The following is a 22,096-nucleotide window of genomic DNA, read 5'->3' on the forward strand; positions in this document are numbered from 1 at the left end:
CTGTGAATACGGTGCAGGCAAAGTCCGAAGCGCCGCGCCAGCCCCGGGAGGGCTGGCGCAGGCCGTGGATCAGCTGTTGGAGTGGTCGATCTTGATGGTCGGGTCGGCACCGGTAACCAGCGAGTTGATCGTGGTATTGGCCCAATTGACCCCTTCCAGCTTGATCGTCACATCGGCATTGGCCAGGCCGCCGGAGGCATTGAGCTTGCCTTCGGAGCTGACCTGCAGGGTCGACTCGCCGTTGACCGTGGTGATCTTCAGGTAGTTGTCGATGGTGCTGGCCTTCTCGCCCTGGAGCAGGTCGCTCAGGTCCAGACGGTCGCCTTCGGCAGCCTTGAAGTCCTTGATCACGTCCTTGCCGGTGTCGCCGGCCTTCCACACGAAGGTGTCGGCCCCGCTACCGCCGGTCATGATGTCGTCGCCCTTGCCGCCGATCAGGATGTCGTTGCCTTCACCGCCCAGCAGGGTGTCGTTGCCGGTACCGCCAAGGAGGATGTCATTACCCTTGCCGCCATCGAGGTAGTCGTTGCCACCCTGGCCGAAGAGAATGTCATTGCCGTCGCCACCGATGAGGATGTCGGCGCCATCGTTGCTGCGCGACACATCGAACTCGCTGACGTGCTCGGTGATGTACTGATGCAGCACGCGGCCATCGACGTCACCCAGGTTGACCCCCAGCTTGCCGGCCACGTAGGCCTGTATGGCTTCGACACCGTTGCCGGCGATCGAGTCGAAGCTGACCAGGTCGCCGAACAGGATGTCGTGGCCATCGCCGCCGCTGACCGTGTCGTTGCCCGGCTTGGTGGCCTCGGTATGACCAAGGATCGCTTCGGCCAGTTGGCTTGGGTCGATGTTGGTCTGCGGTTTACTGTCGCTGTCGAACGGCTTGAGATCGTTGACGTTAACGCCACTGTTCAGGCCGATGGCTTCGACGCTGGAGAGGCCGCTGAGGATCTTGAAGCTGTCCAGCGAGTTGTTCCAGGTGTCGTTGCTGGTGCCATTGCCCCAACCGGAACGGCTGGACAGCTCGTAGGTGCCATCGCCCTGAGCGCGGATGGTGCCGGAGGTCGAGGTGTACCAGTTGCCGTAGTACTTGTACTGGGCATTGAGGTTACCGTCGGCATCGATACTGACCCGGTTATTGCTGTCCAGCTGGTAGCGGTTCAGCGTATCGCCTGGCTTGTAGTTGATCGACTGGAGGAAGCTGTCCAGGGTCCAGCCGGAGCTGGCCAGCTGCGGGTTGCCTTGCTCGTTGGCCTGGTGGAAAGTCGGCTGGCCATCGGTAATGAAGAACGTCTGGTTGCTACCGGTGTTGCCGGCATTTTTGAGGTTCTGGAACCAGTTTGCCGTCGTCTTGAAGGCGTCCTCGTAGTTGGTACCGCCCTCGGAATACATGGCCTTGAGCGCATCCTTCAGCGCTTGCAGCGAGCCCGCATCGGACAGGTTGACCGAAACCGACTTGTTGACCTGGCTGGAGAAGTCCACCAGCAGGATGTTCACGGTACCCGACTGTGCACCCTTCACACTGTTGGCCAGGGTATCGAACACCGACTGCAGGGACTTCTGCGCAGCGTCCACACCGGCGGCTTTCATACTGCCGGAGGTATCGACGATGAACGCCAGGTTGTAGTCCTGTCCCGGTACCACGTGCAGGCCGTTGACATCGGCGACGACGATGTCGTTGCTGGTGCCCAGGGTATGGTTGTCGCTCTCCGCCGTGAGGTTGGTGGTGACGTAGGTATCCGGGTAAACGGTGACCTTGATCGTGCCCTGGCTGAAGTCAGTGCTGCCGTTGGCCTTCTCGGTGGCCGTCGAGGTGACGGTCACGTCGAACTGACCCTGGTAATAGGCCGGCGGCTTGATGCTCAAGCCGTTGAGGTTCCAGCCGGTGACATCGACTGCGTCCTTGCCGACGGTGACGGTGTGGCCGGCGCCATCGCTCAGTACCGAGCCTGCCGGAATGCCGCCCAGCTTGACGCTGAGGGTTTCCGAACCATCGGTGTCGGTGAGGTTGGTGGAGATACCGACCAGCTTGACGGTGCCGTTCTCGGCGCCTTCGTTGAGCTTGTAGCCCTGGTAGTAGCCTTCGCCATTGGCGCCGTGCAACTCGCCGACGGTGACGCCGGCGTTGGTCAGCTCGTTCACGCCCGGGTACATCGGGATATTGGCGTTGCTCAGGTCGACCGGGGTGCTGCCGTTGACCGACAGGTTGACGTCATAGCTGCCAGGGCCGCTCTGGTTGGCGTGGTAGATGTCCAGGGTGTAGTAGCCGCTGATGGTCGGCTTGAACGAACCGTTGATCGCACCGCCAGCGCCCCAGGTAGCCTGGGCCACGTTCTTGCCGCCGATGGTGATCAGCAGGCTGTCATCGCCGACGCCGCTGAAGCTGTAGGTCTTGCCCGCTTCCAGGTAGATCAGGCCAGAGGTCTTCGAGCCGGAACCGCCAACGACGCTGGCGTCGGACTGGGCGTTGGTCACCAGCGAGCTGCTGTTGGCCTTGCCCGAGTTGTCGAACACGGTCTTCAGCGCGTCGCCGGTGATGCCGTTGCCATTGGTGCCCAGGCCGCTGAGGCTGTTCCAGGTTTCCTTGACCAGGCCGATCGAGTTGACGTTGTTGCTGCCAATGTTCAGGTCAGGCTTGTCGGCCACCGGGGTGATATCGACCTTGATGGTGGCCTCGTTGCCCAGGCCCTGGCCGTCAGTCGGCTTGAACTTGATCTGCGCGTAGTCGGCTTCTTTGTTGCCGACGCCGGTGCCGCCGTTGGCATCGATGCCCGACTCGTTGTGATCCGGCACGAATTTCAGCTTGCCAGCGTCGATGTCGGCCTTGCTGAAGACTTTGCCGGCGTCAGCGTCGGTCAGGGTTTTCCAGACGTTGCCATCCTTGTACTGCAGCACGCCATCGGCGGGCAGTTTGGTGATGGTCAGACCCAGGTTAGCCGCAGGGGTATCGGCATCGGTGATGCCGAAGTTGGCCCAGCTCAGCACCAGGTCGGTATCTTCGGTACCGGTCACGGCACCGCCAGCGGCAACAGGTGCCTCGTTGCTGACGATGGTGGTGGTGACACTGCCAGCGCTGCCGCTGACCACCAGGTTCTCGAAGTTGCCGCCGGTGGCCGAGTCGATCTTCACGGTGAAGTTCTCGGCGCTCTCGGCAATTCCGTCGCGGATGATCGGCACGCTGAAGGTGCCAACGTTGCTGCCCGCCTTGATTACCACGGTGGCCACACCGGTGTAGTCCGCACCATTGGTGGCGGTACCGCTGTAGGTCAGCTTGATGACCACATCGGTTTGCGCCTTGTTGGTCAGGGTCAGGGTGTAGTTGGCCGAATCACCTTCGGTCACCGAGGTGGTGCCGCTGATGCTGACGGTGGTGGTGTCGATGGTGTCGGTCACCTGGGTGACGGCTGGCTGTTTGCTGATTGCCAGGTCTTCGAAGTTGCCACCGGTGGCGCCGGTAATGGTCGCGTTGACGCTGCCGGCATCGATGTACACGTCGTCCGCTGGCGCAGGCACGCTGACCGTACCGGTGGTCTTGCCAGCGTCGATGATGATGCTGGCACCGTTGCTCAGGGTCACGGTGACCGGGGTCTGCGCCTTGTTGCTCAAGGTGGCGGTGTAGGTGATGTTGCCACCTTCAGCGACCGACGGCGTAGCGCTCAGGGTCAGGTTGGTGGTGTCGATGGTATCGGTGACGCTGGTCACGGCAGACGAACCGTCGATCTTCAGCTCTTCGAAGTCACCACCGGTGCTGCCAGTGATTTTCGCGCTGACGTTACCGGCATCGATGTACACGTCATCGCCAGGCGCGGCGATGGTCACCTTGCCTTCGGTCTGGCCTGCGGCGATGGTGATGGTCTCACCGTTGCTCAGGGTGACCTTCATCTCGGTACCGGCCGGATTGCTCAGCTTGGCCACGTAAGTGATCGAGCCGCCTTCGGCCACGGTCGGGGTCGCGGTCAGGGTCAGGCTGGTGGAGTCCTTGGTGCCCGGGCCGTCGGTGACGCTGACGGTGGTGTTGCCGGTGCTGACCAGTTTCTCGTAGTTGCCGCCGCTGGTACCGGTGATGCTGTTGGTCAGGTCCGGGTTGGTGGTGTGCACGTTGTTCGGTGCAACGTAATCTACCGTGCTAGTGGTCTGGCCGACAACGATGGTGATTTGCTGACCGTTGGCCAGGTTGATTACCAGGTCGGAACCGGTAACCGGCGCGGAGACCTTGGCGGTGTAAGTCACTACGCCGCCTTCGACAACACTGTTGGTGCTGGCGGTCAGGGTAACCGTCGAAGTGTCGATGGTGTCCTTGACGTCGGTGATCGCTGGGGTGTTATCCACAGCCAGCTTCTCGAAGTCACCGCCGGTGGTGCCAGTGACGGTCACGCTCAGCTGGCCAGCATCGATGTAAACGTCGTCGCTTGGTGCATCGATGGTGATCTTGCCTTCGGTCTGGCCTTTGGCAATGGTGATCACTTCACCGTTGCTCAGGGTCACTTTCATCTCGGTGCCGGCCGGATTGGTCAGCGTCGCGGTGTAAGTGATCGAGCCGCCTTCATTGACGGTTGGAGTCGCGGTCAGCTTGAGGCCGGTGGTGTCGTCGGTACCTGGGCCGTCGGTGACGGTAGTCACTGGGTTGCCAGCGGTATCCAGCTTCTCGTAGTTGCCACCGGTGGTGCCGGTGATGCTGTTGGTCAGGTCTGGGTTGGTGGTGTGCACGTTGTTCGGTGCAACGAAGTCCACGGTGCCCGAGCTGGAACCGACCGGGATGGTGATCTGCTGACCGTTGGCCAGGTTGATCACCAACGCCGAACCAGTCACCGGCGCGGTGACGGAGGCGGTGTAAGTCACCACGCCACCCTCAGTCACGCTTGGAGTAGCGGTCAGGGTGACAGTCGAAGTGTCGATGGTGTCAGTCACTTCGGTAACGGCTGGAGTGTTATCCACAGCCAGCTTCTCGAAGTCGCCACCAGTGGTGCCGGTGACAGTGACGCTGACTTCGCCCGCGTCGATGTACACATCGTCTTCCGGAGCCGGAACAGTGATGCTGCCTTCGGTCTGACCCGCAGCGATGGTGATGACTTCACCGTTGCTCAGGGTCACCTTCATTTCGGTGCCAGCCGGATTGGTCAGGGTGGCGGTGTAGATGATGTCGCCGCCTTCAGCGACCGAACCGGTAGCCGTCAGCTTCAGACCGGTAGTGTCGTCGGTACCTGGACCGTCGGTGACGGTAGTCACTGGGTTACCCGCAGTGTCCAGCTTCTCGTAGTTACCACCGGTGGTACCGGTGATGCTGTTGGTCAGGTCCGAATTGGTGGTGTGGACGTTGTTCGGTGCAACGAAGTCCACGGTGCCGGAGCTCGAACCGACTGGGATGGTGATCTGTTGGCCGTTAGCCAGAGTCACCACGAGCGCAGAACCGGTTACTGGCGCAGTCACCGAGGCGGTGTAGGTAACCACACCACCCTCAGTCACGCTTGGAGTAGCAGTCAGGGTGACAGTCGAGGTGTCGATGGTGTCAGTCACTTCGGTGACGGCTGGGGTGTTATCCACAGCCAGCTTCTCGAAGTCGCCACCAGTGGTGCCGGTGACAGTGACGCTGACTTCGCCCGCGTCGATGTACACATCGTCTTCCGGAGCCGGAACAGTAATGCTGCCTTCGGTCTGACCCGCAGCGATGGTGATGACTTCACCGTTGCTCAGGGTGACCTTCATCTCGGTGCCAGCCGGATTGGTCAGGGTGGCGGTGTAGATGATGTCGCCGCCTTCGGCCACAGAGCCAGTAGCGGTCAATTTCAGACCGGTAGTGTCGTCGGTGCCTGGGCCATCGGTGACGGTAGTCACTGGGTTACCCGCAGTGTCCAGCTTCTCGTAGTTGCCACCGGTGGTGCCGGTGATGCTGTTGGTCAGGTCCGGATTGGTGGTGTGGACGTTGTTCGGTGCCACGAAGTCCACGGTGCCCGAGCTGGAGCCGACTGGGATGGTGATCTGCTGACCGTTGGCCAGAGTAATGACCAGGTTCGAGCCGGTAACCGGAGCAGTCACCGAGGCGGTGTAGGTAACCACACCACCCTCAGTCACGCTTGGAGTAGCGGTCAGGGTGACAGTCGAAGTGTCGATGGTATCGGTGACTTCAGTCACTGCCGCCGCCGGGTCGACTTCAACTTTCTCGAAATCACCACCGGTGGTGCCAGCGATGGTCACGCTGACTTCGCCGGCATCGATGTACACATCGTCTTCCGGAGCCGGAACAGTGATGCTGCCTTCGGTCTGACCGGCAGCGATGGTGATGACTTCACCGTTGCTCAGGGTCACCTTCATCTCGGTGCCAGCTGGGTTGGTCAGGGTGGCGGTGTAGATGATGTCGCCGCCTTCGGCCACGGAGCCGGTGGCGGTGAGTTTGAGGCCGGTGGTGTCATCGGTACCTGGGCCGTCGGTGACGGTGGTCACTGGGTTACCCGCAGTGTCCAGCTTCTCGTAGTTGCCGCCGGTGGTGCCGGTGATGCTGTTGGTCAGGTCCGGATTGGTCGTGTGCACGTTGTTGGGTGCCACGAAGTCCACGGTGCCGGAGCTGGAGCCGACCGGGATGGTGATCTGCTGACCGTTGGCCAGAGTAATGACCAGGTTCGAGCCGGTAACCGGAGCAGTCACCGAGGCGGTGTAGGTAACCACACCACCCTCAGTCACGCTTGGAGTAGCGGTCAGGGTGACAGTCGAAGTGTCGATGGTATCGGTGACTTCAGTCACTGCCGCCGCCGGGTCGACTTCGACTTTCTCGAAATCACCACCGGTGGTGCCAGCGATGGTCACGCTGACTTCGCCGGCATCGATGTACACATCGTCTTCCGGAGCCGGAACAGTAATGCTGCCTTCGGTCTGACCGGCAGCAATGGTGATGACTTCACCGTTGCTCAGGGTCACCTTCATCTCGGTGCCAGCTGGGTTGGTCAGGGTCGCGGTGTAGATGATGTCGCCGCCTTCGGCCACGGAGCCGGTGGCGGTGAGTTTGAGGCCGGTAGTGTCGTCGGTACCTGGGCCGTCGGTGACGGTAGTCACTGGGTTGCCAGCGGTATCCAGCTTCTCGTAGTTGCCGCCGGTGGTGCCGGTGATGCTGTTGGTCAGGTCCGGGTTGGTGGTGTGCACGTTGTTTGGCGCAACGAAGTCCACGGTGCCGGAGCTGGAGCCGACCGGGATGGTGATCTGCTGACCGTTGGCCAGGTTGATCACCAACGCAGAACCAGTCACCGGCGCGGTGACCGACGCGGTGTAGGTGACGACGCCGCCTTCGGTCACGCTTGGCGTCGCGGTCAGAGTGACAGTCGAAGTGTCGATGGTGTCAGTCACTTCGGTGACGGCTGGGGTGTTATCCACAGCCAGCTTCTCGAAGTCGCCACCAGTGGTGCCGGTCACGGTGACGCTGACTTCGCCGGCATCGATGTACACATCGTCTTCTGGAGCCGGAACAGTGATGCTGCCTTCGGTCTGACCTGCAGCGATGGTGATCACTTCACCGTTGCTCAGGGTGACTTTCATCTCGGTGCCAGCTGGGTTGGTCAGCGTAGCGGTGTAGATGATGTCGCCGCCTTCGGCCACGGAGCCGGTAGCGGTGAGTTTGAGGCCGGTAGTGTCGTCGGTACCTGGGCCGTCGGTGACGGTGGTCACTGGGTTACCCGCAGTGTCCAGCTTCTCGTAGTTGCCGCCGCTGGTACCGGTGATGCTGTTGGTCAGGTCCGGGTTGGTGGTGTGGACGTTGTTCGGTGCAACGAAGTCCACGGTGCCGGAGCTCGAACCGACTGGGATGGTGATCTGTTGGCCGTTAGCCAGAGTCACCACGAGCGCAGAACCGGTCACTGGCGCAGTAACCGAAGCGGTGTAGGTGACGACGCCACCTTCGGCCACGCTCGGGGTAGCGGTCAGGGTGACAGTCGAGGTATCGATGGTATCGGTGACTTCAGTCACGGCAGCAGTCGGGTCGACTTCGACTTTCTCGAAGTCGCCACCGGTGGTGCCAGCGATGGTCACGCTGACTTCACCGGCGTCGATGTACACATCGTCTTCCGGAGCCGGAACAGTGATGCTGCCTTCGGTCTGGCCCGCAGCAATGGTGATCACTTCACCGTTGCTCAGGGTCACCTTCATCTCGGTGCCAGCTGGGTTGGTCAGGGTCGCGGTGTAGATGATGTCGCCGCCTTCGGCCACGGAGCCGGTGGCGGTGAGTTTGAGGCCGGTAGTGTCGTCGGTACCTGGGCCGTCGGTGACGGTAGTCACTGGGTTGCCAGCGGTATCCAGCTTCTCGTAGTTGCCACCGGTGGTACTGGTGATGCTGTTGGTCAGGTCCGGGTTGGTGGTGTGTACGTTGTTCGGTGCCACGAAGTCCACGGTGCCGGAGCTGGAACCGACAGGGATGGTGATCTGTTGGCCGTTGGCCAGAGTCACCACGAGCGCAGAACCGGTCACTGGCGCAGTAACCGAGGCGGTGTAGGTGACGACGCCACCTTCGGTCACGCTCGGGGTAGCGGTCAGGGTGACAGTCGAGGTGTCGATGGTATCGGTCACTTCGGTGACGGCTGGCGTGTTATCCACAGCCAGCTTCTCGAAGTCGCCACCAGTGGTGCCGGTGACAGTGACGCTGACTTCGCCCGCATCGATGTACACATCGTCTTCCGGTGCCGGCAGAGTAATGCTGCCTTCAGTCTGACCGGCAGCAATGGTGATCACTTCACCGTTGCTCAGGGTCACCTTCATCTCGGTGCCAGCCGGATTGGTCAGGGTGGCGGTGTAGATGATGTCGCCGCCTTCGGCCACGGAGCCAGTAGCGGTCAGTTTCAGACCGGTAGTGTCATCGGTACCTGGGCCGTCGGTGACGGTAGTCACTGGGTTGCCAGCGGTATCCAGCTTCTCGTAGTTACCACCGGTGGTGCTGGTGATGCTGTTGGTCAGGTCTGGGTTGGTGGTGTGCACGTTGTTGGGTGCCACGAAGTCCACGGTGCCGGAGCTGGAGCCGACCGGGATGGTGATCTGCTGACCGTTGGCCAGAGTAATGACCAGGTTCGAGCCGGTAACCGGAGCAGTCACCGAGGCGGTGTAGGTAACCACACCACCCTCAGTCACGCTTGGAGTAGCGGTCAGGGTGACGGTCGAAGTGTCGATGGTATCGGTGACTTCAGTCACTGCCGCCGCCGGGTCGACTTCGACTTTCTCGAAATCACCACCGGTGGTGCCAGCGATGGTCACGCTGACTTCGCCGGCATCGATGTACACATCGTCTTCCGGAGCCGGAACAGTAATGCTGCCTTCGGTCTGACCGGCAGCAATGGTGATGACTTCACCGTTGCTCAGGGTCACCTTCATCTCGGTGCCAGCTGGGTTGGTCAGGGTCGCGGTGTAGATGATGTCGCCGCCTTCGGCCACGGAGCCGGTGGCGGTGAGTTTGAGGCCGGTAGTGTCGTCGGTACCTGGGCCGTCGGTGACGGTAGTCACTGGGTTGCCAGCGGTATCCAGCTTCTCGTAGTTGCCGCCGGTGGTGCCGGTGATGCTGTTGGTCAGGTCCGGGTTGGTGGTGTGCACGTTGTTTGGCGCAACGAAGTCCACGGTGCCGGAGCTGGAGCCGACCGGGATGGTGATCTGCTGACCGTTGGCCAGGTTGATCACCAACGCAGAACCAGTCACCGGCGCGGTGACCGACGCGGTGTAGGTGACGACGCCGCCTTCGGTCACGCTTGGCGTCGCGGTCAGAGTGACAGTCGAAGTGTCGATGGTGTCAGTCACTTCGGTGACGGCTGGGGTGTTATCCACAGCCAGCTTCTCGAAGTCGCCACCAGTGGTGCCGGTCACGGTGACGCTGACTTCGCCGGCATCGATGTACACATCGTCTTCTGGAGCCGGAACAGTGATGCTGCCTTCGGTCTGACCTGCAGCGATGGTGATCACTTCACCGTTGCTCAGGGTGACTTTCATCTCGGTGCCAGCTGGGTTGGTCAGCGTAGCGGTGTAGATGATGTCGCCGCCTTCGGCCACGGAGCCGGTAGCGGTGAGTTTGAGGCCGGTAGTGTCGTCGGTACCTGGGCCGTCGGTGACGGTGGTCACTGGGTTACCCGCAGTGTCCAGCTTCTCGTAGTTGCCGCCGCTGGTACCGGTGATGCTGTTGGTCAGGTCCGGGTTGGTGGTGTGGACGTTGTTCGGTGCAACGAAGTCCACGGTGCCGGAGCTCGAACCGACTGGGATGGTGATCTGTTGGCCGTTAGCCAGAGTCACCACGAGCGCAGAACCGGTCACTGGCGCAGTAACCGAAGCGGTGTAGGTGACGACGCCACCTTCGGCCACGCTCGGGGTAGCGGTCAGGGTGACAGTCGAGGTATCGATGGTATCGGTGACTTCAGTCACGGCAGCAGTCGGGTCGACTTCGACTTTCTCGAAGTCGCCACCGGTGGTGCCAGCGATGGTCACGCTGACTTCACCGGCGTCGATGTACACATCGTCTTCCGGAGCCGGAACAGTGATGCTGCCTTCGGTCTGGCCCGCAGCAATGGTGATCACTTCACCGTTGCTCAGGGTCACTTTCATCTCGGTGCCAGCTGGGTTGGTCAGGGTGGCGGTGTAGATGATGTCGCCGCCTTCGGCGACCGAACCAGTGGCGGTCAGTTTCAGGCCGGTGGTGTCGTCGGTACCTGGGCCGTCGGTGACGGTAGTCACTGGGTTGCCAGCGGTATCCAGCTTCTCGTAGTTGCCACCGGTGGTGCCGGTAATGCTGTTGGTCAGGTCCGGATTGGTGGTGTGCACGTTGTTCGGTGCAACGAAGTCCACGGTGCCCGAGCTGGAGCCGACTGGGATGGTGATCTGCTGACCGTTGGCCAGAGTAATGACCAGGTTCGAGCCGGTAACCGGAGCAGTCACCGAGGCGGTGTAGGTAACCACACCACCCTCAGTCACGCTTGGAGTAGCGGTCAGGGTGACAGTCGAAGTGTCGATGGTATCGGTGACTTCAGTCACTGCCGCCGCCGGGTCGACTTCAACTTTCTCGAAATCACCACCGGTGGTGCCAGCGATGGTCACGCTGACTTCGCCGGCATCGATGTACACATCGTCTTCCGGAGCCGGAACAGTGATGCTGCCTTCGGTCTGACCGGCAGCGATGGTGATGACTTCACCGTTGCTCAGGGTCACCTTCATCTCGGTGCCAGCTGGGTTGGTCAGCGTAGCGGTGTAGATGATGTCGCCGCCTTCAGCGACCGAACCAGTAGCGGTCAACTTCAGACCGGTAGTGTCGTCAGTACCTGGACCGTCGGTGACGGTGGTCACTGGGTTACCCGCAGTGTCCAGCTTCTCGTAGTTACCACCGGTGGTGCCGGTGATGCTGTTGGTCAGGTCCGGGTTGGTGGTGTGTACGTTGTTAGGTGCAACGAAGTCCACGGTGCCCGAGCTGGAACCGACAGGGATGGTGATCTGTTGGCCGTTAGCCAGAGTCACCACGAGCGCAGAACCGGTCACTGGCGCAGTAACCGAAGCGGTGTAGGTGACGACGCCACCTTCGGTCACGCTCGGGGTAGCGGTCAGGGTGACAGTCGAAGTGTCGATGGTGTCAGTCACTTCGGTAACGGCTGGAGTGTTATCCACAGCCAGCTTCTCGAAGTCGCCACCAGTGGTGCCGGTGACAGTGACGCTGACTTCGCCCGCGTCGATGTACACATCGTCTTCCGGAGCCGGAACAGTGATGCTGCCTTCGGTCTGACCGGCAGCAATGGTGATGACTTCACCGTTGCTCAGGGTCACTTTCATCTCGGTGCCAGCTGGGTTGGTCAGCGTAGCGGTGTAGATGATGTCGCCGCCTTCAGCGACCGAACCAGTAGCGGTCAACTTCAGACCGGTAGTGTCGTCAGTACCTGGACCGTCGGTGACGGTGGTCACTGGGTTACCCGCAGTGTCCAGCTTCTCGTAATTGCCACCGGTGGTACCGGTGATGCTGTTGGTCAGATCCGGATTGGTGGTGTGTACGTTGTTCGGCGCAACGAAGTCCACGGTGCCCGAGCTGGAACCGACAGGGATGGTGATCTGCTGACCGTTGGCCAGAGAAATAACCAGCGCAGAGCCAGTCACCGGCGCAGTCACCGAAGCGGTGTAGGTGACGACGCCACCTTCGGTCACGCTCGGGGTAGCGGTCAGGGTGACGGTCGAGGTGTCGATGGTGTCAGTCACTTCGGTGACGGCTGGGGTGTTATCCACAGCCAGCTTCTCGAAGTCGCCACCGGTGGTGCCGGTGACAGTGACGCTGACTTCGCCCGCATCGATGTACACATCGTCTTCCGGTGCCGGCAGAGTAATGCTGCCTTCGGTCTGACCGGCAGCAATGGTGATCACTTCACCGTTGCTCAGGGTCACTTTCATCTCGGTGCCAGCTGGGTTGGTCAGGGTGGCGGTGTAGATGATGTCGCCGCCTTCGGCGACCGAACCAGTGGCGGTCAGTTTCAGGCCGGTGGTGTCGTCGGTACCTGGGCCGTCGGTGACGGTGGTCACTGGGTTGCCCGCAGTGTCCAGCTTCTCGTAGTTGCCACCGGTGGTACCGGTGATGCTGTTGGTCAGGTCCGGATTGGTGGTGTGTACGTTGTTCGGTGCAACGAAGTCCACGGTGCCGGAGCTCGAACCGACTGGGATGGTGATCTGCTGACCGTTGGCCAGAGAAATAACCAGCGCAGAGCCAGTCACCGGCGCAGTCACCGAAGCGGTGTAGGTGACGACGCCACCTTCGGTCACGCTCGGGGTAGCGGTCAGGGTGACAGTCGAAGTGTCGATGGTGTCAGTCACTTCGGTAACGGCTGGAGTGTTATCCACAGCCAGCTTCTCGAAGTCGCCACCAGTGGTGCCGGTGACAGTGACGCTGACTTCGCCCGCGTCGATGTACACATCGTCTTCCGGAGCCGGAACAGTGATGCTGCCTTCGGTCTGACCTGCAGCGATGGTGATGACTTCACCGTTGCTCAGGGTGACTTTCATCTCGGTGCCAGCTGGGTTGGTCAGGGTGGCGGTGTAGATGATGTCGCCGCCTTCGGCGACCGAACCAGTGGCGGTCAGTTTCAGGCCGGTGGTGTCGTCGGTACCTGGGCCGTCGGTGACGGTAGTCACTGGGTTGCCAGCGGTATCCAGCTTCTCGTAGTTACCACCGGTGGTGCTGGTGATGCTGTTGGTCAGGTCCGGATTGGTGGTGTGCACGTTGTTTGGTGCCACGAAGTCCACGGTACCCGAGCTCGAACCAACTGGGATGGTGATTTGCTGACCGTTGGCCAGGTTGATCACCAACGCGGAACCGGTCACTGGCGCAGTAACCGAAGCGGTGTAGGTGACGACGCCGCCTTCGGTCACGCTTGGAGTAGCGGTCAGGGTGACAGTCGAAGTGTCGATGGTATCGGTCACTTCGGTGACGGCTGGCGTGTTATCCACAGCCAGCTTCTCGAAGTCGCCACCAGTGGTGCCGGTGACAGTGACGCTGACTTCACCTGCGTCGATGTACACATCGTCTTCCGGAGCCGGAACAGTGATGCTGCCTTCGGTCTGACCGGCAGCAATGGTGATGACTTCACCGTTGCTCAGGGTGACTTTCATCTCGGTGCCAGCTGGGTTGGTCAGCGTAGCGGTGTAGATGATGTCGCCGCCTTCAGCGACCGAACCAGTAGCGGTCAACTTCAGACCGGTAGTGTCGTCAGTACCTGGACCGTCGGTGACGGTGGTCACTGGGTTACCCGCAGTGTCCAGCTTCTCGTAGTTACCACCGGTGGTGCCGGTGATGCTGTTGGTCAGATCCGGATTGGTGGTGTGGACGTTGTTCGGTGCAACGAAGTCCACGGTGCCGGAGCTGGAGCCGACCGGAATAGTGATCTGCTGACCGTTGGCCAGGTTGATCACCAACGCAGAACCGGTAACCGGCGCAGTGACCGAAGCGGTGTAGGTGACGACGCCACCTTCGGCAACGCTGCTGTTCGCAGTCAAGGTGACAGTCGAAGTATCGATGGTGTCCGTCACTTGAGTAACGGCCGGAGTGCCATCTACTGCAACTTTCTCGAAATCACCGCCCGTAGTGCCAGTGACGGTCACGCTCACTTCACCGGCATCGATGTAGACGTCATCGGCAGGCGCTGCGACGGTAATGCTGCCTTCGGTTTGGCCCGCGGCGATGGTGATCACTTCACCATTGCTCAGGGTGACTTTCATTTCGGTACCGGCCGGGTTGGTCAGCGTTGCGGTATAAACAATCGAACCGCCTTCTGCGACCGAACCAGTGGCCGTCAGTTTCAGGCCAGTAGTGTCATCGGTACCTGGACCGTCGGTGACGGTGGTCACTGGGTTACCCGCAGTGTCCAGCTTCTCGTAGTTGCCGCCGGAAGTGCCGGTGATGCTGTTGGTCAGGTCCGGGTTGGTGGTGTGTACGTTGTTCGGTGCCACGAAGTCCACGGTCCCGGAGCTGGAGCCGACCGGAATAGTGATCTGCTGACCGTTGGCCAGGTTGATCACCAACGCAGAACCGGTAACCGGCGCAGTGACCGAAGCGGTGTAGGTGACGACGCCACCTTCGGCAACGCTGCTGTTCGCAGTCAAGGTGACAGTCGAAGTATCGATGGTGTCCGTCACTTGAGTAACGGCCGGAGTGCCATCTACTGCAACTTTCTCGAAATCACCGCCCGTAGTGCCAGTGACGGTCACGCTCACTTCACCGGCATCGATGTAGACGTCATCGGCAGGCGCTGCGACGGTAATGCTGCCTTCGGTTTGGCCCGCGGCGATGGTGATCACTTCACCATTGCTCAGGGTGACTTTCATTTCGGTACCGGCCGGGTTGGTCAGCGTTGCGGTATAAACAATCGAACCGCCTTCTGCGACCGAACCAGTGGCCGTCAGTTTCAGGCCAGTAGTGTCATCGGTACCTGGACCGTCGGTGACGGTGGTCACTGGGTTACCCGCAGTGTCCAGCTTCTCGTAGTTGCCGCCGGAAGTGCCGGTGATGCTGTTGGTCAGGTCCGGGTTGGTGGTGTGCACGTTGTTCGGCGCAACGAACTCGACCGAGCCAGTGCTCTGGCCGACCGGAATAGTGATCTGCTGACCATTGGCCAGGGTAATAACCAGCGCAGAACCGGTGACTGGCGCAGTGACCGAAGCGGTGTAGGTCACCACACCACCTTCGGCAACGCTGCTATTGGCCGTCAGGGTGACGGTCGACGTATCGATGGTGTCAGTAACTTCAGTCACTGCCGGCTGATTGCTGACCACCAGGTTCTCGAAGTTGCCGCCATCGACTTTGTCGATGCTCACGCTGACGTTGCCGGCATCGACATACACGTCATCGCTTGGCGCAGGCACGGTGACGCTGCCTTCGGTCTGGCCTGCGGCAATGGTGATCACCGCGCCGTTGCTCAGGGTCACGGTCACTGGTGTGCCGGCCGGGTTGGTCAGGGTCGCGGTGTAGATGATCGAGCCGCCTTCGGCCACGGTACCGGTGGCGTTCAGGCTCAGGCCGGTGTCATCGATCGAGTCGGTAATGGTGGTGACCGCCGGGTTCGGGTTCGGTACCAGGTTCTCGAAGTTGCCGCCCGTGGCGCCAGCGATGGTGGTGCTGACGCTGCTGCCGTTGTTGTAGACGTCGTTCGCTGGCATCTGCACGTCAACGGTACCGGTGCTCTGGCCGGCGCCGATGGTGATAGTGCTGCCGTTGGACAGGGTGACGGTCACCGGCGTCTGCGCCGGATTGGTCAGGGTAGCGGTGTAGGTGATCACGCCGCCTTCGGTGACACTCGGGTTGGCGGTCAGGGTGACTGTGGTGGTGTCGATGGTGTCGGTGATCTGGGTCACCGCCGGGGTGGTGTCCGGGGTGACGATCAGGCCCGCGCCGCCGGTGGTGCCGGTGATGGTCGTGGAGATCTCACTGCTGTCCAGGTACACGGTATCGTTCGGCGGGATGGTCACGCTGACGCTGCCGGTGGTCTGCCCGGCGTTGATGACGATGACCTGGCCATTGGACAGGGTCACGGTCAGGTCGGTCAGCGGTGGCTGGCCCAGGGTGGCGGTGTAGATGATCACGCCTCCGGCCTCGGTGATCGACGGCGTGGCGCTCAGGGTCAGGCCGGACTCGCGGGTAGGCGTGGTGGTTGCCGGGTTGTTGGCATCGTCCAGGCCGCCCAGCTCCTGGGTGGCGGCGCCGGTGGCAAAGCCGATAGGGCCGGTCGGGAAGCCAATGGTCGGGTCGACCGAGCCTGCGGTGGCATCGAGCATGACGAAGCTGTGGCCACCACCGGCCGCGCCGCCGCTACCTGCGGCAGTCGGGCCGGCTGCGGTGGCTTCAAGTTCGGTAGTCGGGTCAGCACCGGCGGCGATGGCCTGTTGCAGCTCTTCGACCGAAGGCGCTGCCTGAGCGGTGGCAGCCGCCAGGTCAGTGCTGCTGTCCGGGGTGTCGGCACTCCACTGAGTATCACGGCCCAGGTCCAGGCTGCGGCCATCGGCCAATTCCAGGGTGACGGCACCGGCCAGGCCGGTGAGTACCTGCTCGCCAGCGAACAGGCGGTCACCTTCGATGAGTACACGTTGAATCCCTTCTGGGGATACGGCGATTACTTGGCCAACAATGCTTTTGACGATGGCAACAACACTGCTCATTGGACTCTCCGGACTACCCGTTCAATTTGGCTTCCATGCCAGCAGGCGCTGAATTGCCGCTTCTGATGGAATGTTTCAATAGTGAGTTCGACGCTTTTGACGTCAATTAATTGTCGATATCTGTTGGCTATTAAGTTTATGCCAAAGTATTGACCTTCCTGCTGCCATCCTAAACAATCAGCTCTGTAATGTCACATTGATATTTGAGCGGCTGCCACTCTTCCACCGTACGAACCAAGTACTCCTTCGGAAGTTTCCGACATAAGGTCAATCCGGTTGCCATTTTCTAATGCAGCAACGATTTCTGCTGTGATTTGGGACAAGACGTCCCTGGGAAAAAGTTAAATGCGCGCGTCACTGTTTACTGCTCTTCCTTTCGTCCTCGCCACCAGTTTCGTTCAAGCACAGAGCCTGCCAGAGGCCATGCAGAAAGCCCTCGAGGTGCACCCGGAAATTCAGGCCGGGGTTAACAGCCGAATTGCTGCCGACTACCAACTGCGCGCCGCCAAGGGCGGTTACCTGCCGCGTGTCGATGTGCTGGCCGGTTATGGCCGTGAAGGCACCGACAGCCCGAGCACCGGCAACCGCTGGGAAACCCTCAACCGCGGTGAGTCGAGTGTGCGTCTGCGGCAGATGGTCTTCGACGGTTTTGCCACCTCGAGCGAAGTCGGCCGCCAGCAAGCCACCGTCAACTCCCGTGCCTACTCGCTGCTGGGGGCGTCCGAGCGCACCGCGCTGACCGTTGCCCAGGTCTACCTGGATGTTCTGACCCGTCGCGAGATGGTCCGCCTGGCAGAAGACAACCTGCGCAGCCACGAGCGCATCTACGACCAGATCAAGCTGCGCACCGCCCGTGGCGTCGGCCGCCTGGCTGACCTTGACCAGGCCGAAGCGCGTCTGGCCCAGGCGCGCAACAACCTGATCACCGAGCAGACCAACCTCGCCGATGCCAAGACCAACTACCTGAGCGTGGTCGGTCAACTGCCGGACGAGTTAAGCAGCCCTGCGCCGTTTGTCGACCTGTTGCCAGCCAACCTCGACGAAGCCCGTCAGCAGATGGTCGAGAGCAGCCCGATCCTGCGCTCGGCGGAGTCCGATATCGCAGCAGCGGAGAAACAATACGAAGCGGCAAAGTCTACTTTCTATCCGCGTTTTGATGCAGAACTCGGACGGACGGCCGATAACGATCTGGATGGCATGAACGGCCACAACAACGAATGGCAGGCTATGCTGCGCATGAGTTTCAACTTGTACGCCGGCGGCAGTAACAAGGCCGACCTGGAATCCAAGTCGTACCTGACCAACCAGGCGCTGGACATTCGTAACAATGCCTTGCGCCAGCTCAATGAGGAGCTAGGCCTGGCATGGAATGCTATGGATAACGCCAATGCGCAGTTGCCGATCGCCCAGCAATACGTCGATCACAGCAACAGTGTGCGCACCGCCTACCAGAAGCAGTTCAGCCTGGGCGAACGTACCTTGCTAGACTTGCTCGACAGCGAGAACGAACTCTTCACCGCGCAGCGTCGGCTGACCGAAGTGAAGAACATCCAGCTGTTTACTCAGTACCGAATCAAAGCGACCATTGGTCAGCTGCTCAAGAGCCAGGGTGTTGTCGCACCGATGGCCACCGTGGTGCAGAACGACCTTAAACCGAAAGTGAACCTGCCAGGCATGAACTGAGGTTCACTGTCATAGCCAACCGCAACCGTTAAGAGAGCCCGCGTGGAATCAGAAGTCAGTCGAGTCCAGCTCAGCCATGATCCCCGCAGTCAGCACGACGACCCGCTGCTGGACAGCCTGCTGTCTCTCTGCGTGCTGCACCAGAAGCCCGCCAGCCGGGCCATGCTGACCACCGGCCTGCCGTTGCCGGCCCAGCGCCTGAGCCCGGAGCTGCTGCCACGTGCGGCAGCCCGTGCCGGCCTGCAGGGCCGCTTGCTGCAACGCAAGCTGGAGCAGATCCCGAGCATTGCCATGCCGGCCATGCTCCTGCTCAAGGACGGTCGCAGCACGGTGTTGCTGGGGTGGGAGAACGACGACACCGCGCGCCTGTTGCTCAGCGAGAGCGACGGCGGCGAGGTGCATGTCAGCCGCGAAGCCCTGCAGAGCGACTACAGTGGCCGGGTGTTCTTCGCCCAGCCGCAGCACAAGTTCGACGTCAATCACGGCAACCTGATCCCGCGGGCACGCTCCTGGTTCCGTGACACCCTCAAGCGCAGCCGCTGGCTGTACATCGACGCCATCGCCGCAAGCCTGGTAATCAACCTGATCGCCCTGGCCGCGCCGCTGTTCGTGATGAACGTCTACGACCGCGTGGTGCCCAACCAGGCCACCTCGACCCTTTGGGTCCTGGCCCTGGGTATCTCCGGCGCCTACATCTTCGACCTGATCCTCAAGGGCCTGCGCAGCTTGTGCCTGGATCTGGCCGGGAAGAAGACCGACCTGATCATCTCCGCCACGCTGTTCGAACGCATCGTTGGCATGGCCATGAAATACCGGCCGGCAAGGGTCGGCAGCTTTGCCCAGAACATTCATGAATTCCAGGGCCTGCGCGACTTCCTCGCCTCGTTGACCCTGACCAGCCTGATCGACCTGCCGTTCACCCTGTTGATCCTGCTGGTGATCGCCATCATTGGCGGGCACCTGGTGTGGATTCCAATCATCGCCTTCCCGCTGGCCCTGGGCATCGGTTATGCCCTGCAGAAACCGCTGGTGGCGACCCTTGAACGGACCATGGCGCTGGCCTCCGAGCGCCAGTCGAGCCTGATCGAGACCCTCGCCGGGCTCGATGCGGTCAAGGTCAACAACGCCGAAAGCGAACGCCAGTACATGTGGGAGCAGACCATCGGCACCCTCAGCCGCCTCGAGCTGCGGGTCAAGGTGCTCTCTGGCCTGGCAATGAACATCACCCTGCTGATCCAGCAACTGGCAGGCGTGGCGCTGATCTGCGCCGGCGTCTACCAGATCATGGCTGGCAACCTGAGCATGGGCGGCCTGATCGCCTGCTACATGCTCAGTGGCCGCGCCCTCGGCCCGCTGGGCCAGCTTTCCGGCCTGCTGACCCGTTACCAGCAAGCCAAGGTCACCATGGTCTCCACCGACCAGATGATGGAGCTGCCGCAAGAGCGCAACTTCGAAGAACGCCCGCTGAGCCGTCAGGTGCTGCAGGGCGCCATCGAGTTCCGTGGCGTCGATTTCACCTACCCGAACCAGCAGAACCTGGCGCTCAAGGGCGTCAATGTGGCGATCCGCCCCGGCGAGAAAATCGGCATCATCGGCCGCAGCGGCTCGGGCAAGAGCTCGCTGGCCAAGTTGATCGTCGGTCTCTACGAAGCCGATGCCGGCTCCTTGCTGGTCGATGGCGTGGACATCCGCCAGATCGACGTCAGCGAACTGCGCCACAACATCGGCTATGTGCCCCAGGATATCCAGCTGCTGGCCGGTACCCTGCGTGACAACCTGGTCAGCGGTGCCCGCTACGTGGAGGACGAAATGGTCCTGCAGGCTGCCGAGTTGTCCGGGGTGCATGAGTTCGCCCGGCTGCACCCGCAAGGTTATGAGCTGCAGGTCGGCGAGCGTGGCCAGAACCTGTCCGGTGGCCAGCGGCAGAACGTCGCCCTTGGCCGCGCCTTGCTGCTCAACCCGCAGATCCTGCTGCTCGACGAGCCGACCAGCGCCATGGACAACACCGGTGAAGAACGCCTCAAGCAACGCCTGCAAGCGGTCATCGAGAACAAGACCGTGGTCCTGGTGACTCACCGGGCCTCGCTGTTGTCACTGGTCGACCGCCTGATTGTTGTCGATCGCGGGCAGATAGTCGCGGATGGCCCGAAAGCCGCCGTCATGGATGCGCTGAAGAAGGGGCAGATCAGTGTTGCTTAAGTTGGATATGGGCCAGATCAAGGACAGCCTGCGCAAGTACTTCAAGGGTTCCGAGTCGCTCAGCGGGCAACCGTTGCCGGAGGTCAACAAGGCACTGATCGAAGATGCCCCGCGCATCGTACGCCTGACCATCTGGGGGGTGCTTGGCTTCTTCCTGTTCATGGGCCTCTGGGCCAACTTCGCCATTATCGACGAAGTGACCCGTGGCGAAGGCAAGGCGATCCCGTCGTCCAAACTGCAGAAAATCCAGAACCTGGAAGGCGGTATTGTCGCGCAGATCTACGCCAAAGAAGGCGAGATCGTCGAAGTGGGCGACCCGTTGCTGCGCCTGGACGACACCCGCTTTGTTTCCAACGTCGGTGAGACCGAGGCGGACCGCCTGGCCATGGCCCTGCGCGTCGAACGCCTGAGCGCCGAGGTCGAAGACCGGCCGCTGAAGATCGACGCCGAAATCCGCAAGGCCGCGCCGAGCCAGGCCGCCAACGAAGAATCCCTGTACCAGAGCCGCCGCCAGCAGTTGCAGGACGAGATCGGCGGCCTGCAGGAGCAACTGGTGCAGCGTCAGCAGGAACTGCGCGAGTTCAGCTCCAAGCAGGGCCAGTACCGCAACAGCCTGCAGCTGTTGCGCCAGGAGATCAGCATGTCCGAGCCGCTGGTGGCCCAGGGCGCGATCTCCCAGGTGGAAGTGCTGCGCCTCAAGCGTGCCGAAGTGGAGAACCGTGGCCAGCTGGACGCCACCTCGCTGGCGATTCCGCGCGCCGAATCGGCGATCAAGGAAGTCGAGCGCAAGATCGACGAGACCCGCGGCAAGTTTCGCAGCGAAGCCCTGACCCAACTCAACGAGGCGCGCACCGACCTGAGCAAGGCCCAGGCCACCGGCAAGGCCCTGGACGACCGGGTCAACCGTACCCTGGTGACCTCGCCGGTGCGCGGTATCGTCAAGCAGCTGCTGGTCAACACCGTGGGTGGGGTGATCCAGCCGGGCAGCGACCTGGTCGAGATCGTCCCGCTGGATGACACCTTGCTGGTCGAAGCGCGCATCCGCCCGCAAGACATCGCCTTCCTGCACCCGGGGCAGGAGGCGATGGTCAAGTTCACCGCCTATGACTTCACCATCTACGGCGGCTTGAAAGCCAAGCTCGAACAGATCGGTGCCGACACCATCACCGACGAAGACAAGAACACCTTCTACGTGATCAAGCTGCGCACCGAGCGCAGCCACCTGGGGACCGACGACAAGCCGCTGCTGATCATCCCGGGGATGGTCGCTTCGGTGGATATCATCACCGGCAAGAAGAGCGTGTTGAGCTACTTGCTCAAGCCGATCATCCGCGCGCGTGCCGAAGCGCTGCGCGAGCGCTAAAAGCATCGCTGGCAAGCCAGCTCCCACAGTTGGACTTTGTGGGAGCTGGCTTGCCAGCGATGAGGCCCTGAAGCTCACCATATGCTTATGCGCTAAAGATATTTAAATTCTTTCTCTTATGACTTTATAGTCACTCCCCTGCGTACCTGCCGACCAATCGGCGCGCCGCACGACCGAACCAACACGGAACACCGTGAGTTTCTGATCGATGCGCGCACCATTGGGCGC

General features: G+C 61.4%; 4 protein-coding genes. 3 read left to right on the forward strand and 1 reads right to left on the reverse strand.

What is annotated here, in order from left to right; all coding sequences use genetic code 11:
• Nucleotides 1–69: 69 nt before the first annotated feature.
• Nucleotides 70–16,623: an immunoglobulin-like domain-containing protein gene (locus tag BV82_RS01400; protein WP_215444981.1), complete on the reverse strand. Its 16,554-nt coding sequence runs from the start codon at nt 16,621–16,623 to the stop codon at nt 70–72.
• Between the two features lie 345 nt (nt 16,624–16,968).
• Between BV82_RS01400 and BV82_RS01405 the strand changes: the two genes are divergently transcribed.
• Genes BV82_RS01405 through BV82_RS01415 form a run of 3 tightly spaced genes read left to right on the forward strand, consistent with a single transcriptional unit; the run spans nt 16,969 to nt 21,868 of the window.
• On the forward strand, nt 16,969–18,306 hold the full coding sequence (locus BV82_RS01405; RefSeq protein WP_010222062.1) for a TolC family outer membrane protein: 1,338 nt from the start codon (nt 16,969–16,971) through the stop codon (nt 18,304–18,306).
• A 42-nt stretch (nt 18,307–18,348) separates the two neighbouring features.
• On the forward strand, nt 18,349–20,505 hold the full coding sequence (locus BV82_RS01410; RefSeq protein WP_010222063.1) for a type I secretion system permease/ATPase: 2,157 nt from the start codon (nt 18,349–18,351) through the stop codon (nt 20,503–20,505).
• Between the two features lie 7 nt (nt 20,506–20,512).
• Nucleotides 20,513–21,868 carry an HlyD family type I secretion periplasmic adaptor subunit gene (locus tag BV82_RS01415; protein WP_174242313.1) on the forward strand — a complete coding sequence of 452 codons (1,356 nt, stop codon included), beginning with the start codon at nt 20,513–20,515 and terminating at the stop codon, nt 21,866–21,868.
• Nucleotides 21,869–22,096: the final 228 nt, after the last annotated feature.

The organism is Pseudomonas donghuensis, assembly GCF_000696345.2.
In the GTDB taxonomy this organism is placed as follows: Bacteria; Pseudomonadota; Gammaproteobacteria; order Pseudomonadales; family Pseudomonadaceae; genus Aquipseudomonas; species Aquipseudomonas donghuensis.

Bases quoted from the DNA above. Each gene is read 5' to 3' on its own strand.
- BV82_RS01400 (WP_215444981.1), bottom strand. From the start codon at position 16,623: ATGAGCAGTGTTGTTGCCATCGTCAAAAGCATTGTTGGCCAAGTAATC.
- BV82_RS01405 (WP_010222062.1), top strand. From the start codon at position 16,969: ATGCGCGCGTCACTGTTTACTGCTCTTCCTTTCGTCCTCGCCACCAGT.
- BV82_RS01415 (WP_174242313.1), top strand. From the start codon at position 20,513: ATGGGCCAGATCAAGGACAGCCTGCGCAAGTACTTCAAGGGTTCCGAG.